Origin of the sequence: Dorea longicatena, assembly GCF_024168045.1 — a bacterium.
Classification (GTDB): domain Bacteria; phylum Bacillota; class Clostridia; order Lachnospirales; family Lachnospiraceae; genus Dorea_A.
This window is the reverse complement of the sequence record NZ_CP100126.1, coordinates 2,278,077-2,293,320: the sequence shown is the minus strand read 5'-3', so window position 1 is coordinate 2,293,320 and position 15,244 is coordinate 2,278,077. Positions and strand designations below refer to the sequence as shown.

General features: G+C 41.7%; 15 protein-coding genes and 2 pseudogenes. 11 read left to right on the top strand and 6 right to left on the bottom strand.

The annotated features are described in order from the left end of the window. The first annotated feature begins 138 nt into the window (after nucleotides 1-138). Nucleotides 139-894, top strand: a complete 756-nt coding sequence (locus NKF87_RS10840; RefSeq protein ID WP_028088442.1) for an aminoglycoside phosphotransferase family protein — start codon at nucleotides 139-141, stop codon at nucleotides 892-894. An 81-nt stretch (nucleotides 895-975) separates the two neighbouring features. Here NKF87_RS10840 and NKF87_RS10835 read toward each other — a convergent pair whose 3' ends face one another. Then, nucleotides 976-2,148 (bottom strand): cell wall hydrolase, encoded by a 1,173-nt coding sequence (locus NKF87_RS10835; RefSeq protein ID WP_117597695.1) that lies wholly within the window; start codon nucleotides 2,146-2,148, stop codon nucleotides 976-978. A gap of 228 nt (nucleotides 2,149-2,376) precedes the next feature. On the opposite strand from NKF87_RS10835, the gene NKF87_RS10830 reads away from it, so the two are divergent. The 6 genes from NKF87_RS10830 (at nucleotide 2,377) to NKF87_RS10805 (ending at nucleotide 6,993) form a co-directional block, all read left to right on the top strand. Next, a complete protein-coding gene (locus NKF87_RS10830; RefSeq protein ID WP_117597694.1) occupies nucleotides 2,377-2,958 on the top strand; it encodes a hypothetical protein in 582 nt (193 codons plus the stop codon). After that, entirely contained in the window at nucleotides 2,948-3,778 is an 831-nt protein-coding gene (locus NKF87_RS10825) for a Cof-type HAD-IIB family hydrolase (RefSeq protein WP_055283742.1), read from the top strand. Before NKF87_RS10830 ends, NKF87_RS10825 begins: the two co-directional genes overlap by 11 nt. 15 nt (nucleotides 3,779-3,793) lie before the next feature. Beyond that, on the top strand, nucleotides 3,794-4,621 hold the full coding sequence (locus tag NKF87_RS10820; RefSeq protein ID WP_055283744.1) for an undecaprenyl-diphosphate phosphatase: 828 nt from the start codon (nucleotides 3,794-3,796) through the stop codon (nucleotides 4,619-4,621). 134 nt (nucleotides 4,622-4,755) lie between these two features. After that, entirely contained in the window at nucleotides 4,756-5,544 is a 789-nt protein-coding gene (locus NKF87_RS10815; RefSeq protein ID WP_117597693.1) for a transporter substrate-binding domain-containing protein, read from the top strand. A gap of 23 nt (nucleotides 5,545-5,567) precedes the next feature. After that, entirely contained in the window at nucleotides 5,568-6,257 is a 690-nt protein-coding gene (locus NKF87_RS10810; protein ID WP_028088436.1) for an amino acid ABC transporter permease, read from the top strand. Next, on the top strand, nucleotides 6,247-6,993 hold the full coding sequence (locus NKF87_RS10805; protein ID WP_117597692.1) for an amino acid ABC transporter ATP-binding protein: 747 nt from the start codon (nucleotides 6,247-6,249) through the stop codon (nucleotides 6,991-6,993). The genes NKF87_RS10810 and NKF87_RS10805 overlap by 11 nt, the downstream gene beginning before the upstream one ends. A gap of 97 nt (nucleotides 6,994-7,090) precedes the next feature. On the opposite strand, the gene NKF87_RS10800 is transcribed toward NKF87_RS10805, so the two are convergent. After that, nucleotides 7,091-8,110 carry a LacI family DNA-binding transcriptional regulator gene (locus NKF87_RS10800; protein ID WP_117597691.1) on the bottom strand — a complete coding sequence of 340 codons (1,020 nt, stop codon included), beginning with the start codon at nucleotides 8,108-8,110 and terminating at the stop codon, nucleotides 7,091-7,093. Nucleotides 8,111-8,390: 280 nt separating this feature from the next. Between NKF87_RS10800 and NKF87_RS10795 the strand changes: the two genes are divergently transcribed. The 3 genes from NKF87_RS10795 to malQ are packed head-to-tail and all read left to right on the top strand — an operon-like array spanning nucleotide 8,391 to nucleotide 10,594. Further along, nucleotides 8,391-8,597 (top strand): PTS sugar transporter subunit IIA, encoded by a 207-nt coding sequence (locus NKF87_RS10795; protein ID WP_117597690.1) that lies wholly within the window; start codon nucleotides 8,391-8,393, stop codon nucleotides 8,595-8,597. A 49-nt stretch (nucleotides 8,598-8,646) separates the two neighbouring features. Then, a complete protein-coding gene (locus NKF87_RS10790) occupies nucleotides 8,647-8,997 on the top strand; it encodes a hypothetical protein (protein ID WP_117597689.1) in 351 nt (116 codons plus the stop codon). 58 nt (nucleotides 8,998-9,055) lie between these two features. Then, the gene (malQ, locus tag NKF87_RS10785) at nucleotides 9,056-10,594 is read left to right on the top strand and encodes a 4-alpha-glucanotransferase (RefSeq protein WP_055283757.1); all 1,539 of its coding nucleotides are present in this window, start codon (nucleotides 9,056-9,058) and stop codon (nucleotides 10,592-10,594) included. Nucleotides 10,595-10,694: 100 nt separating this feature from the next. Here the strand turns inward: malQ and NKF87_RS10780 are convergent. After that, nucleotides 10,695-11,105 (bottom strand): annotated as a pseudogene (locus tag NKF87_RS10780) (D-proline reductase (dithiol) proprotein PrdA); the annotation flags it as partial. Between the two features lie 446 nt (nucleotides 11,106-11,551). On the opposite strand from NKF87_RS10780, the pseudogene mutY reads away from it, so the two are divergent. Beyond that, nucleotides 11,552-12,583 (top strand): annotated as a pseudogene (mutY, locus tag NKF87_RS10775) (A/G-specific adenine glycosylase); the annotation flags it as partial. A gap of 94 nt (nucleotides 12,584-12,677) precedes the next feature. On the opposite strand, the gene NKF87_RS10770 reads toward mutY, so the two are convergent. The 3 genes from NKF87_RS10770 to NKF87_RS10760 form a co-directional block, all read right to left on the bottom strand. Next, entirely contained in the window at nucleotides 12,678-13,346 is a 669-nt protein-coding gene (locus tag NKF87_RS10770; protein ID WP_117597686.1) for a phosphatase PAP2 family protein, read from the bottom strand. Nucleotides 13,347-13,453: 107 nt separating this feature from the next. Then, nucleotides 13,454-14,275 carry a glycerophosphodiester phosphodiesterase gene (locus NKF87_RS10765; protein WP_028088429.1) on the bottom strand — a complete coding sequence of 274 codons (822 nt, stop codon included), beginning with the start codon at nucleotides 14,273-14,275 and terminating at the stop codon, nucleotides 13,454-13,456. Between the two features lie 24 nt (nucleotides 14,276-14,299). Further along, on the bottom strand, nucleotides 14,300-15,223 hold the full coding sequence (locus NKF87_RS10760) for a diacylglycerol/lipid kinase family protein (protein WP_117597685.1): 924 nt from the start codon (nucleotides 15,221-15,223) through the stop codon (nucleotides 14,300-14,302). Nucleotides 15,224-15,244: the final 21 nt, after the last annotated feature.

The window sequence follows — 15,244 nt, the reverse complement described above, 5'->3', positions numbered from 1 at the left end:
AAAAATAACAATAAATATGCGGGATAAAAAATAGTGAAAAAAATATCAAAAAACTATTTAAAAATCTGACAATAAGGTATATAATACAGATAACAAGAAGGAAAAGGGCAAAAGATTCAATAAAAAGGAGGAATCTGTATGAAGCTCGAAAAGAAGAATTTGATCGTAGAGAGACCTTACAAATCAGTTTATAAGACCGAGGAGGGTGTTGTTAAAATATTTGTAACAGATCATCCAAAGTCAGCAGTATTTAATGAAGCATTGAACACTGTGAAAGTTGAAGAAACAGGATTGGATATTCCGAAACTAAAAGAGGTAACTCAGATTAATGGGGAATGGGCGCTGGTCATTGAGAACCGGGAAGGAAAAACTTTGGAAGAAATGATGAAAATTGACCGTGCCAATCTTGAAAAATATATGTCAGATTTTGTAGATCTTCAGCTGAAAGTACAGAGTAAAACGGCAGAAACATTACCGAAATTAAAAGATAAACTCGCAAATAAGATAAGAAATCTGAAAGTTTTGGATGCAACAGAGCGTTATGAACTTTTGACTAGATTGGAATCTATGCCGAGACATACAAAATTGTGTCATGGTGATTTTAATCCAAGTAACGTAATTGTTGAAAAGAACGGAAAGATGACTGTGATTGACTGGGCACATGCTTCACAGGGAAATGCAAGCGCAGATGCGGCAATGACATATTTGCTGTTTGCATTACACGATCAGGAGAGTGCAGATCTTTATCTTAAGTTATTCTGTAAGAAAAGCGATACCGCAAGACAGTATGTAGAACAATGGCTTCCAATTGTTGCTGCCGCAGAACTTGAGAAAGATATCCGGCTGGAAAAAGATTTTCTGATGAAATGGATCGATGTTATGGAGTATGAATAAATCGTACAAAAAATAAGCCTCCGAACGAGGCTTATTTTTTATTTCATAATATACATAAGAGACAAAATCAACTGCTAAAAATCAGAAAAATACATTTCCACCAACATTTATACCAGATACGCCGGTAGATGCTGAGCGGAACTGTAAACAGTTTATAACTGCAGAATGTCTTGCGCCGCCAAGTGCTGCCTGGGCAACAGAATAAGCAGTTGAGGAAGCACCTTTGCTGAGAACACGGTTCAATGAACCGTTCCAGGTTGGGGCAAACTGACCGGACTGGTAAATGACTGCGCGCAAATTGTTCGGATATGCCGGACTTGCCACACGGTTCATTATAACAGTTGCAACGGCTAACATTCCGTCATAACCGCCTGCTTCACACTGGAGAATTGCCGCTAACAGGGCAACATCTGTGGTTGAAGCCGGAGTTGAATTACCATTATTAATAGTTGGAGAATTAGTGTTGGTAGTGTTGTTCTTATTTGTGTTATTTGTATTTGTTGATGCTGTCTGATTATTTTTATTCGCGTTATTTGTATTGGTATTAGTGTTGCTTGTCTCAGTATTTTTTGTGCCATCTGCCTTTACAGATCCTGAGACTTCATCGTTCTGTGCAAGCTTTAATGCTTCCTCAGCAGCTTTGGCACGGTCTAATTGTGCCTGATAATCTGCCAGTTCCCCGGAAGTAGATGAAATTTTTGAATTTAATTCATCACGCTTGCTGGTTAATGTCTCCTGAAGGCCGGAAAGCTTGCTTTGCTGCTGTTCCAGGTCATTCTGTTTCTGTTCTACATTACTGCGAACCTGCTGTAATTCTTCCAGCATCTTTCGATCATACTGACTAATAGTGGCAACATATTCAGCCTTGTTCAGGAAATCTCCCATACTTTCTGAAGTAAGAAGAATCTGAACCAGAGATGCGCCGCCGCCTTCATACATGAATTTGATTCGGTCTTTCATCGAATCATACTGCGCTTCTTCATCAAGCTGCGCAGAAGCGAGATCCAGCTTGGATTTTTCAACCTTAGCAGATAAATCCTCAATCTGGCTTGAAGTATTGTCCAGTTCCTTACTTAAGGAAGATAACTGGCTGTTCAAATCATTTAACTCACCTTTTAAACCAGAGGTGGTACTTTCCAATTCATCTGTGGAAGGTGCCGAATATACTGGAGTATTAACAGAAGCAATTGTTACGGTACAGATGGTAATTGCCAAAGCCGATCGTAATGCTCGTTTCTTTTTCATACTTATCATAAACATATCCTTTCCCTTTTCGCGAATGCGTATCTATTATACTACAAAACATAAGATAAAGCAAATTTTTGACCGGAAACATAAGAAGAGACAGAAGTTTTTTGTTTCTTTCGACAGATTAAAGCTATTTAAAACTTTATATAAACAAATCCGGAAAAGGTTTACATAGAGGAGATTTGTGTATAAAATAAATGATGAGAATGTCTAAGTGAGAGAGGAATATTTAATATGAAAAAATATGAAGAAGAAAATTATAAATATGAAAATATCTGCGATAAGATCTATCCGTGGGTAAAAACAGAGCTTACAGATTCACATGCATTGAACGGAAAACATTTTTCTAAAAAAGATGCTCCGGTAATTAGTTTTCTTGGGGATTTGAATGTTGTATTTGCAATCAAAAGGGCCGAAGATGCATATGAGATATTAAAAGACAATATGCTTCCGCCGGAATGTGATATCATAGAATTGTATCATAAGTCTTGTGAAAATCTGAACAGAGATGTAGAATTTGTAGTTGCGAATACCTGGTACGGAGGATTTGGAATTGTGGCAGACGGACATCATGAAGCAAGTTCCGTATGTTTCAAACATATCTGGCAGGTGTGTGCAGACAAATTAGAGGATGATCTGATCATTATGATTCCGAGAAAGGATGTGGTTCTTTTTGCACCTGCAGGCAATAAAGAGACTGTTCAGAAGATGATCGATCACGGGGAACAGGCTTATGAACAGGGCGAGAATAAGATCAGTAAGAATCTGTACCGGTTCTCAAGAGAAAGAAAGGAATTAGTTACATATGAAGAATAAGATCAGAATGATCGGTATGGATTTAGATGGAACTTTACTGAAGACGAATAAAGAACTGACCGCATACACGAAAGATGTACTGAAAAGAGCGGCAGAACAGGGAATCATTGTCATGCCGGCGACAGGAAGACCTTTTTCCGGTATTCCGAAAGAGCTGACCGGACTGCAGGAAATTCGTTATGCAGTTACCGCAAATGGAGCAAGAGTCATTGATATGGAGAAGAACGAGGTGATCGTGGAAGAACTTCTTGCGTATGATATTGCAGAAGTAATTTTGACTATATTTGAACGTTATGATACGTTCAGAGAGATTTACTATCATGGCATTGGATATGCATCCAAAGAGGCACTGACCAGAATTGACAAGTATCTGAATATACCGGCGATGGCGGATTATATTACGTCTACGCGTGTACCCGTGGATGATGTGAGGGCAAAGTTTGAAGAGATGAATCAGCCGGTAGATAAGATCCAGGCATTATTTACATCGGTAGAAGACCGTGATGCAGCCAGAAAAGAGATTGAAGAGGTATCTGGAATCGAGATTACCGGTGCGCTTCCGATGAATCTGGAGATTAATGCTGCAGGTGTCAATAAAGGGAAGGCAATGATTGAACTTGGGAAGGTTCTTGGCATTCCAAGAGAAGAGATCATGGCATTCGGAGATGGAAACAATGATCTGAAGATGTTAAAAGAAGTCGGAACAGGTGTGGCAATGGAGAATGCCATTCCATCGCTGAAAGAAGCAGCAGATTATGTGACACTGTCCAATGACGAAGAAGGCGTTGCGAAATTTATAGAAAAATATGTGCTGGATTAAGGAAAGGAGCGCAACATGTTAGATGTTATTAAGGTAATTATTTTGGGAATTGTGGAGGGAATCACGGAATGGCTTCCGGTCAGCAGTACGGGACATCTTATTCTGGTGGGAAATGTATTAAAGCCGAGTATGAGTGATGCATTTATGGAAATGTTCGATGTAGTGATCCAGCTGGGTGCGATCATGGCGGTTGTAGTATTGTACTTCCACAAATTGAATCCATTTTCACCGAGAAAAAGCCATAAGCAGAAGATGCTGACATGGCAGATGTGGATCAAAGTACTGATCGGCTCAGTACCTGCAGGAATAGTTGGAATACTTTTTAACGATATTCTCGATGAGATCTTTTACAAACCATTACCGGTAGCGATCATGCTGATCGTTTATGGTGTGTTATTCATCATCGTTGAGAAGCATAATGCAGGGAAGAAACCTTCTGTTACAAAGATTTCACAGCTCAGTGTCCAGATGCTGCTGTGGATTGGATTCTTCCAGATGCTTGCACTGATCCCGGGAACATCCAGATCAGGAGCTACGATTGTCGGAGCACTGCTGATCGGTGTATCAAGGGAAGTGGCAGCAGAATTTACATTCTTCCTGGCGATTCCCGCAATGTTTGGTGCCAGTCTTCTGAAACTGATCAAGTTTGGTTTCCATTTTACAGGTGCGGAGTTTGCTCTTTTGATGCTGGGATGTATCGTATCGTTTGGTCTGTCGGTCATTGCGATCAAGTTCCTGATGGGGTATATCAAGCAGCATGATTTCAAAGTGTTCGGATATTACCGTATCGTATTGGGGGCACTGATCATTCTCTGGACGATCGTTCAGACTGTAATTGCATAGAAATGTATAAGAAAACAAGTGAATGTTTCATGATTATGTGGAATTATCCACTTGTTTTTTGATTAAAACATGATAATATATTAAATATATATGTATTTTTATACACATATTGAAAAGAATGGAGGAAAAAGATTATGAAGTTAAAAAAAGTTATCAGTGTAATGCTGGTTGGTGCATGCGTATTCTCTATGGCAGCATGTGGTTCTAAAAAAGAAGAAGCAAAAAAAATCGAAAGCGCAGATGATCTGAAAGATGCAAAGATCGGTGTACAGACAGGTACAACAGGTGATATCTACTGCTCTGATGATTTTGGTGATGATCATGTAGAACGTTTTAATAAAGGTGCAGATGCAGTTCAGGCACTTGTAAAAGGTAAGATTGATGCAGTTGTTATTGATAACGAGCCTGCAAAAGCATTTGTAGATGCAAATGACGGACTGAAGATCCTCGAGACACCTTATGTAGAAGAAGATTATGCAATGTGCTTCAAAAAAGGCAACACAGAGCTGGAAGATAAATTCAACGCAGCGATCAAAGAACTGAAAGAAGACGGAACATTTGACAAGATCATCGGATATTATATCGATGGAACAGAAGATAAAGGATATGAGTCTCCGGCAGATGTTGACCGTTCCAATGGCAAACTTGTAATGGCAACAAATGCTGCATTTGAGCCATATGAATATTATGAGAATGACAAGATTGTTGGTGTTGATGCTGATTTCGCGAAGGCAATTGCTGACAAGCTTGGCATGGAACTGACAATCAATGATATGGAATTTGATTCTATCATCGCAGCAGTAGACAGTGGAAAAGCTGATTTTGGTGCAGCAGGTATGACAGTTACAGATGAAAGAAAACAGCAGGTAGATTTCTCAGATTCATATTACACAGGAAAACAGATGATTATTGTAAAAAAATAATCAGAAAAGAATAGGATGAGAACATGCAGGAATTAAAAAAAGAATTTATTCTGAATTTTATAGAGGACAATCGTTGGAAATATATTGTGGACGGTTTGAAAATTACGCTGATCGTTACGATATTTGCGGTATTGATTGGTGTCCTTTTGGGATTTTTAATTGCGATTGTCCGTACGACACATGATAAGACCGGCAAATTAAAGATATTGAATGCAATCTGTAAGGTATATCTGACTGTGATCCGTGGGACTCCGGTTGTTGTACAGCTGATGATCATTTATTTTATCATATTCGGAAGTGTGGATATCAGTAAGGTACTGGTTGCGATCATTGCATTTGGTATTAACTCAGGTGCATATGTTGCAGAGATTTTCCGTTCCGGTATCATGTCAATCGATAACGGACAGTTTGAAGCAGGACGAAGTCTGGGATTCAATTATGCTCAGACAATGATGTACATCATTATGCCGCAGGCATTCAAGAATGTACTTCCGACACTTTGTAATGAATTCATTTCTTTATTGAAAGAGACTTCTGTATCCGGTTATATTGCGTTACAGGATCTGACGAAGGGCGGGGACATTATCCGAAGCCGTACATATGATGCATTCATGCCGCTGATCGCCGTTGCGCTGATCTATCTGGCAATGGTAATGATCTTTACCAAGCTTGTCAGCTTACTGGAGAGGAGGTTGAGAAACAGTGACCACTAAGAATGATGATGTGCTGATCAAAGTAGAAGGTCTGCACAAGATATACGGAGATTTTCATGCACTGAATGGAATCAATGAAGAGATTCACAAGGGAGAAGTGGTCGTTGTCGTAGGACCATCCGGTTCCGGTAAGTCAACGTTCCTGCGTTCGCTGAATCTTCTTGAGGTTCCGGATCAGGGTCATATCTATTTTGAAGGTGTGGATATTACAGATAAGCATGTGGATATCAACAAGCACCGTCAGAAGATGGGAATGGTGTTCCAGCATTTTAATTTATTCCCGCACAAGACGATCAAGGAAAATATCACGCTTGCTCCGATCAAGCTTCTTGGAAAGAGCAAGGAAGAGGCAGATAAAAGAGCAATGGAACTTCTGGAAAGAGTAGGACTTGCCGAGAAGGCGGATTCTTATCCATCCCAGTTATCCGGCGGTCAGAAGCAGAGAATCGCGATCGTGCGTTCCCTGGCAATGGATCCGGATGTGATCCTGTTCGATGAACCGACATCGGCTCTCGACCCGGAGATGGTAGGAGAAGTTCTGGAGTTGATGAAACAGCTCGCAAGAGAAGGTATGACGATGGTTGTGGTAACACACGAGATGGGATTTGCCAAGGAGGTTGGTTCCAGGGTTATCTTTATAGATTCCGGACAGATCAAAGAGCAGGCAAAACCAGATGAATTCTTCGACCATCCAAAGGATCCGCGGTTGCAGGAATTTTTATCAAAGATTTTATAATACAGAATGGAAAAAAAGGAAACATATCATGTAATATCTTTCTTACCGCACAGCGGGAGAAAGCATTTACATGATATATTTCCTTTTTTATTTCAAACTATACTTTGCAACAACTGTCCCGTTCGATCAGATGGTGTGGAACGATGATCTTGGTTGCGGGAAGATTTGGATTTTCTATGTGGTTGATGATCTGGGAGGCAGCTTCACTTCCAAGCTGACCGGCTCCGATGTCAATTGAGGTTAATTGCGGGGAGGTCAGTCTTGCAAACAGAGAGTTGTTGAAAGATATGATGGACAGATCTTCCGGGATGGACAGATGAGTTTCCAGGCAGACTCGTTCTAAAGAGACGGCGAGGATATCATCACTGACCAGAATTGCTGTCGGGCGGTCTTCCTGGAGCAGAAGTCCGCGTATGGCTTCTTCATTATTCTCTGATGCATTCTTTACTTCCGCACAGTATTCTGGACGGACAGGAAGCTGATGGCTTGCGAGTGCAAGCTGGTAACCGGCCTTACGGTCGGCGGAGAACATCAGGGAACTGTCGGAACCAAGATAGGCGATCCGGCGGTGCCCAAGCTGGTACAGGTATTCCGTTGCTTCACGGCCGGCAAGCAGATTGTCATTGTCAATATAGATCGTCTGATTGGTGTACTGTGTTGCTTTTCCGATAAGAATATATAAAAGACCTTCGTTAAAGAGGTAATCGATAACAGGGTCTTCTTTTTTGGAATACAGTACGATGAAACCGTCTACTTTGCCGCTTCGGGACATAGACCGGACAGCGTCAAGAATCTCAGCTTCATCCTGGCCGGTTACAATTGTCGTCATATACTGCCTGCCGTTACAGTAATGGCTGATTCCCTGGACCGCTTCCAGATAGAAGGAGTTCTCGTAGACTTCTTTGGCAGAAGCAGGGAGAATGATGCCGATCGTACGTGAATTCTGTGAAGCGAGATTGCTTGCTTGAAAATTCGGTTCATATCCAAGTTCTATCATAGCTTTTCTGACACGTTCTTTTGTCTCTTCGCTGATAGAAGGATTATTTTTGCAGGTTCTGGATACGGTGGAAGGGGATACACCTGCCAGCGCAGCCACATCTTTAATTGTTACTGCCATGTAAGTAACCTCCGTTAGAGTTATATTTTCGTAGCTTTTGGATTTTTCTTATATTTTACAGCAAACAAATCAATATTGCAATTGAATTGCGGAAATACAATGCAAACGTATGCATTGGCGCAGGGGAAAATTGCACAAAAAAGGTACGATTAAATTGTGAAAAAGGTAGAATTAAGTTCCATAATCGAAATATAGATTGAAAACTATGCAAAGCTTGACTATAATTAACGCAAACGGTTGCATAAATAAATGCAATAAGAAAACATGAGGAGGTTTCGTTGTGAACGAGAATAAGAGTAAAAATATACCACAAGTGATTCTTGCACCGTTAACCGGAAAGGCAGTGCCGTTAAGTGAAGTCCCGGATTCGGTATTTTCTGAGAAAGTCTTAGGTGACGGAGTCGCAATTATTCCGGCAGACGGTAAGATTGTAAGCCCGGTAGACGGAGAGATATCAACAGTGGCAGAAACGCGTTATCTATTATGAATGGACCTGGATCAGCGCCAAGACCGGCTATGGAAAATACGATGAAGGAATGGCGTTGCTCAGTAAGAAACCAATCGCACAGGTGCAGCAGTTTCTGACCAGTAAGACGGATGATTACGAGAACTGGAAGACGAGACGTATCCTCGGCATACAGCCGGAAGGAAGCAGTGGCTGGTTCTTTACCATTCATATGGGATGGTGGAATGATGAGGAAGAACCATTTGTTGATCAGTGGAAATGTATACAGGAGACATTGAAAGATCCAAAATACCGGGAAGGAACTATCTGGCTGATGGGAGATTTTAACAGTCAGGATGATGTCCGCACTTCGAACGTTATCTGTAACGGAAAGAATGCACCGGTCGTATCGGATCATTACGGAGTTATGATAACGGTATAACAGATCGGTTTATAATGAAAGAAAATCAAAACAATAAGAAAAGAAGAGGGAAAGAAAGATGAGCGAGAGAGCAGCAGGCATACTCATGCCGATCAGCAGCCTTCCATCGGAATACGGAATCGGTTGTTTTTCAAAGAGTGCATATGAATTTGTGGACTGGCTAAAAAAAGCAGGACAGAGTTACTGGCAGATTCTGCCGCTTGGTCCTACAAGCTACGGAGATTCTCCGTATCAGTCGTTTTCAACATTTGCGGGCAATCCATATTTCATCAGTCTGGAGGCACTGGTGGAAGAAGGCGTTCTGACAAAAGCAGAATGTGAAGCTGTAGACTGGGGAAAAGTAAAAGGGAGTATTGATTATAAAAAGATTTACGAAGGACGTTATCCGCTTCTTCGAAAAGCTTACGAAAGAAGTAATGTACATGAGAATGCAGCGTATCAGCAGTTCGTAAAAGAGAACAGCTGGTGGCTGTCAGATTATGCATTATTCATGGCAGTAAAAGACAGATTTGACGGCGTGGAATGGAAATTGTGGGCAGATGATATCAAGCTGCGCTGGGGACCTGCGATGGATTATTACCGTGAAGAACTGTATTTTGATATCGAATTCCATCAGTATATGCAGTTCAAGTTCTATGAACAGTGGATGCAGTTAAAAACCTATGCGAACAAAAAAGGCATTCAGATCATCGGTGATATCCCGATCTATGTTGCAATGGACAGCGCAGATACCTGGGCACATCCGGAATTGTTCCAGTTAGATGAGGAAAATGTACCGGTTGCTGTTGCAGGATGTCCGCCGGACGGATTCTCCGCAACCGGACAATTATGGGGAAATCCACTCTACCGCTGGGGATATCATAAAGAAACAGGATATCAGTGGTGGATATCTCGTCTGGCATATGTGTTCCGCCTGTACGATGTGGTAAGAATCGATCATTTCCGTGGATTTGATGAGTATTTCTCTATTCCATACGGGGCAGAGACGGCGGTAGACGGACACTGGGAAAAAGGACCGGGCATGGATCTGTTCTGGAAAGTAAGAGAAACACTGGGTGAAAAACCGGTCATCGCAGAAGACCTTGGATATGTTACGGACAGTGTACGTGAGCTGGTAAGGGACAGCGGATTCCCGGGTATGAAGGTTCTGGAATTTGCATTTGACTCGCGAGATTCGGGATGTGCGAATGACTATCTGCCACACAACTATCCGGTGAACAGTGTTGCTTATACAGGAACACATGACAATGAGACGCTTGCTGGCTGGTGGGGAAGCATCAGTAAGGATGAGCAGAAGCTGACCCGCGAGTATCTCTGTGATACTTACACACCGGAAGCAGAACTGAATAAGCCGTTGATCAGCCTGATCATGAGAAGTGCCGCAAAATGGTGCGTGATCCCGATGCAGGATTACCTGGGTCTTGATAACAAGTGCCGTATGAATACACCGTCAACGGTCGGAACGAACTGGAAATGGAGAATCCGCAAGAATCAATTATCTGTGAAATTACAGAAAGAGATCTATGCAGTGACATTGCGTTACGGAAGAATGAACTGGATGGAAGAAGTTGAAGAAGCAGCGGACAGAGAAGAATAGAGAGTATCCTGTCTGGGAGCAGAAATAAAAAGGGCAGATATCTGTATAATGATATCTGCCTTTTGCTATTCGTATACTTTCATAGGTTCTCTTCAAATTAGATAGGAAGTTCAAGATAAATATCTTTTCCTTCTTTGATAGAGATGACTACTTTACCATGTTTAATTGTAGTAACAGCACCCTGAACGCTTGCAACAGGTGCGGCTTCGGCAGGAACTTTCTCTTCAGCAGGAGCTTCTTCTGCTGCTAAATCGTCATCTGATTTGAATCCTTCTACGTTATCTGCTGTCAGTGGACAGAGGGAATCACTTGTTTTTGTTAATTTTGCCCCAAGAACCTGTCCGATCTTCAGACATCCGTCAAGATTTAAAAGACCTGAATCTACTAATTCATCGAAGATTGCAGGATCCTCTAAGTTTGCCGGTTCAATTGTAATTCCGCCTTCTGCTCTACAGCATAATACGGCAGGATCATTTGCATGCGCTTTCGCTGTTTCAGCTGTAATTGACATACCGAATACCTCCTAAATATTCATATTTATTTTCTATGAATAGTATAGACTTTTCTAATTAAATTTTCCAATTGCTTTTTCCGATGAAAGACAGCTGGAATAGATAATCTCTATAGAACAAAGAAATAAGAATCAGCTTAAAAAATATATAGAATTTTTCTATAAGTATATGAGAATAACCAATTGGAAATATAAAGGAAACAGGAATATAATAATATCAAACGATAATATTGTTAGTGGCAGGGATCAGCCACATTCCCTTCTCTTAAAGCCCTTTTCCTGAGGATGTCGATATCGGGACGACATTTCCAGGAAAAGGGCTTTGACGTTATATAGAATGATAAGTTATAATGAATCATATGTTCGAGAAAGTAAAATAAATGGGGAAGCAATAGAAAATGAAAAATACAGAAAAAAAAGATGAAGACCTTGTTAAGATTGTACAGCCTTTGGTGGACTGGTACCGCGAGAATAAAAGAGATCTTCCGTGGCGCCATAACCCGGACGCTTACCGGGTGTGGATATCCGAGATTATGCTGCAGCAGACAAGGGTGGAAGCTGTAAAAGGATATTATGACCGCTTTTTAAAAGCACTTCCGACAGTGAAGGATCTCGCAGAGGCAGAAGAGGATAAACTCCTGAAGCTATGGGAAGGTCTTGGATATTATAACCGTGTCAGGAATATGCAGAAGGCAGCACAGCAGATCATGGTTGATCATGAAGGCATATTTCCGGATACTTATGAAGAAATCCTGCAATTGAAAGGAATCGGCAATTACACGGCGGGGGCTATCAGCGCATTTGCATACGGAATCCCGAAGCCGGCAGTGGATGGTAACGTACTCCGGGTGATTTCCAGAATCACCGGAAGTTATGAAGATATTATGAAGCAGAGTGTCCGTAAGAAGATCGAAAACACACTGGAACAGGTGATACCATCCGATGCTGCCAGTGATTTCAATCAGGGACTGATCGAGCTGGGAGCAATCGTGTGTGTGCCGAACGGAGAACCGAAATGTGAGGAATGTCCGGTAAAAGAATATTGTATTGCGTGCAAGGAGAATCTAACGACAGAGATACCGGTAAAGAAAAAGGCAAAAGCCAGAAAGATCGAAGAAAGAACCATTCTGATATTCAAAGACGGTAAGCGGATTGCAATCCGGAAGCGCCCGGCAAAAGGTCTGCTGGCAGGACTGTATGAATTTCCGAATGTGGAAGGTAAGCTTTCGATGGACGAAGTTACGGAGTACAGCAAGACGATCGGTCTGATGCCGGTCCGTGTGCAGGAACTTCCGGAAGCAAAGCATATCTTCAGTCATATCGAATGGCATATGACAGGATATGAGGTGATCGTAGATGAGCTGGAGAAGACGAATGAGAAAGGATTTCTGTTTATTCATCCGGAGGAGATCAGGAAGGAGTATTCGATTCCGTCGGCGTTTGAAAAGTATACAGGGTATGCGGGGATTGAACGGTAGTGATCGGAAAAACAATGGAAATTAAAAAGATGCAGATAACTGTCAGTTATATAACAGTTACCTGCATCTTTCTATAGATTCATAATTATTCATATTACGTCGGCTGCTGGGAAAGCTTAGGAGCTTTCTTGTCTGCTGCAACATATACGAATGGATAGATAATGCATGCCATCGTAACAGCTGCGATCACATCGGTCACGGAATGCTGCTTTAAGAACATTGTGGACAGAATGATAAGTGCAGCCAGAATGTAAGCGCTGATCTGGATCCATCTGTGCTTTTTCAGATCATTACTATGTGAGATGGCAATGCCTGCACCGATAGAGTTGAATACATGGATGCTTGGAAGCACATTCGTCGGTGTATCTGTTTTATACAGAACTTTTACCATATCGGTAAACATATTGTCTCGTGGAAATACAGTTGGTCTTAAATTTAATGCATTTGGAAAGACCGTACATATGATCAGGAAAATTGTCATACCTGAAAATAAAAAAGCACATAGTCTGTAAAATCCCCATTTATCCTTAATCAGGAAATAAGCCACAGTCACAGCAATGAATATGAACCACAACAAATAAGGGATAATAAAATATTCAATAAACGGAATATGATTATCAATTGGAGAGTGTATCATATAATGTCGTACATCTGTGCGCTTTTCAAGGTAAACAAACCATGGCATATAGATCAGAAAGTATGATAATACCCATGCATGACGGTACTTCTTCAAAAAACTCTTTGCTTTATCAATGGCTTTCATATGAACTACCCCTTTTTAAGCCTTTGTTATTATCTTATCTCGTTTCAAAGCGCATTATAACATGAAAAAAATGAATCAACAATAATGTTCATGGAATATTAACAAAATTAATAATACATTTTCTTTTTCTCAAATATCTGCATGTCGTAAGAAAGTGTTCCTTTCTTTAACGCATCTGGTGTACGAAGTGTCCATACAGCAATCGGAAGATGCAGAATGTGCTTTAAAAACCATACTTCAAATCTCGGAAGGTCTGCGAGTTTATACGAGATAAAATCAGGACGTCCGAGTACATTGCCGAGCAGATGTTTTACAATAAAAGTCAGTATCCATGGTTCCGGAAGATTGTCGGCAGTCAGATTGGAAGAAAGCTGACCTCTCAGGACATGTGGCGCATGGCGGCGGAACCACCAGATGCCAAGTGTGTTAAAGGACTGCACCATATAAGGACCGTTATAGTTTTTCAGGGCTTCCCATGTCTTTTCGCAGATACTGAGAGAAGATTTCGGAATCTTAAGTTCGATCAGAAGCGGCACCTGCCCGTCTACCAGAGAAAGTACCTCAGAAAAAAGAGGGATGGTTTCAGTGGTATCCTGTAACCGGCAGCGCTGCAGTTCTTTTGACGGAAGTACCTCAACTGCTTCCGGGCGTCCGCAGATACGTGACAGATCATCATCGTGAAATACGACAAGTTTTCCGTCGGTTGACAGATGTACATCCAGTTCAATTCCGTATCCGTGTGAGATTGCAGCCCGGAAAGAAGAAAGGGAATTTTCCGGAATTCCCTTTTCAATACAGTGGTATCCGCGGTGTGCGAACATAGTATGGAGAAATGGGCGGATCTGCTGTTTGTGGGACAGCCTCGGCCAGATAAGATAAAAGTAGAACGATGTGAAAAATATAATAATTCCGGCAATTAGTAAACGCATAAAATAACCTCCCTGTGTACAGAATTATTTACAAGGCGTAATAATACGTAACTTCTCTTTTTCCAGATGTACATGGATGTCAGACTGCAGAAAGACCGGCTCGCCGTCGGTATGTACAGGCAGTGCGCGGTCACTGGTGATCGTGACTTCTGTGCAGGTGTCCAGAGTGATTCCACGGAAACGGGTATGCCATCCTTTGAATGCTGTCGGAAGCAGGCAGAGAACCTTAAGCCGTGTCAGTTCTGAGACAGTAATGATATCCAGTCTGTCATCGGTCCCGCTGGCGGCAGGACAGAAGTTGAATCCGCCGCCTTCATATTTCAGATTCATAACTGCTGTAAAATAGACTTTGTGATAGGTTTTTGTTTCACCGGTTTCGGTTGTGACAGTCATTGTGACCGGTTTTAATGTAAGCAGTTTATGAAGTGCAACACCGAGATAGGTAAGTTTCCCAAGTTTCAGACGGTTCAGAAAAGCTTTGAGCGGCGTGACCATTACCTGATGGCAGACTGCGGCATCAAAGCCGATACCGGTACTTACGGCAAAACGCCGGTGTTTATTTTCATAATCCAGTACACCGACATTCATGGCGGTGTAATGCGAAGGAGAAAGAATCTGTTCCAGAGCACTGTGGATGTCCGTCGGAAGTCCCAGACCTCTGGCAAAGTCATTTCCTGAACCAAGCGGGATATATCCCAGTGTTACTTTGTCTAGATATCTGATCCCATCGATTACTTCGTTTAAAGTACCATCTCCTCCGAGGACAACAATCGTATGAGGAGCACCGTCGGAAGTCAGATCATGCACCAGGCGGGTGGCATGATGCTGATATTTCGTAAATAAAACATTGTATGCGATTTCTTTTTCCAGCAAAATTTTTTCAATCTGTTTCCAGAGAAGAATCCCTCTGCCGGATCTGGCATTGGGATTGGCAATAAACGTGTACATACCGTATTCATCCTTTGCTAA

Excerpts from the sequence above, each read along its gene's own strand:
- NKF87_RS10840 (WP_028088442.1), top strand. The coding sequence starts at position 139 with ATGAAGCTCGAAAAGAAGAATTTGATCGTAGAGAGACCTTACAAATCA.
- NKF87_RS10835 (WP_117597695.1), bottom strand. The coding sequence starts at position 2,148 with ATGATAAGTATGAAAAAGAAACGAGCATTACGATCGGCTTTGGCAATT.
- NKF87_RS10830 (WP_117597694.1), top strand. The coding sequence starts at position 2,377 with ATGAAAAAATATGAAGAAGAAAATTATAAATATGAAAATATCTGCGAT.
- NKF87_RS10825 (WP_055283742.1), top strand. The coding sequence starts at position 2,948 with ATGAAGAATAAGATCAGAATGATCGGTATGGATTTAGATGGAACTTTA.
- NKF87_RS10820 (WP_055283744.1), top strand. The coding sequence starts at position 3,794 with ATGTTAGATGTTATTAAGGTAATTATTTTGGGAATTGTGGAGGGAATC.
- NKF87_RS10815 (WP_117597693.1), top strand. The coding sequence starts at position 4,756 with ATGAAGTTAAAAAAAGTTATCAGTGTAATGCTGGTTGGTGCATGCGTA.
- NKF87_RS10810 (WP_028088436.1), top strand. The coding sequence starts at position 5,568 with ATGCAGGAATTAAAAAAAGAATTTATTCTGAATTTTATAGAGGACAAT.
- NKF87_RS10800 (WP_117597691.1), bottom strand. The coding sequence starts at position 8,110 with ATGGCAGTAACAATTAAAGATGTGGCTGCGCTGGCAGGTGTATCCCCT.
- NKF87_RS10790 (WP_117597689.1), top strand. The coding sequence starts at position 8,647 with ATGGCGTTGCTCAGTAAGAAACCAATCGCACAGGTGCAGCAGTTTCTG.
- malQ (WP_055283757.1), top strand. The coding sequence starts at position 9,056 with ATGAGCGAGAGAGCAGCAGGCATACTCATGCCGATCAGCAGCCTTCCA.
- NKF87_RS10770 (WP_117597686.1), bottom strand. The coding sequence starts at position 13,346 with ATGAAAGCCATTGATAAAGCAAAGAGTTTTTTGAAGAAGTACCGTCAT.
- NKF87_RS10765 (WP_028088429.1), bottom strand. The coding sequence starts at position 14,275 with ATGCGTTTACTAATTGCCGGAATTATTATATTTTTCACATCGTTCTAC.
- NKF87_RS10760 (WP_117597685.1), bottom strand. The coding sequence starts at position 15,223 with ATGTACACGTTTATTGCCAATCCCAATGCCAGATCCGGCAGAGGGATT.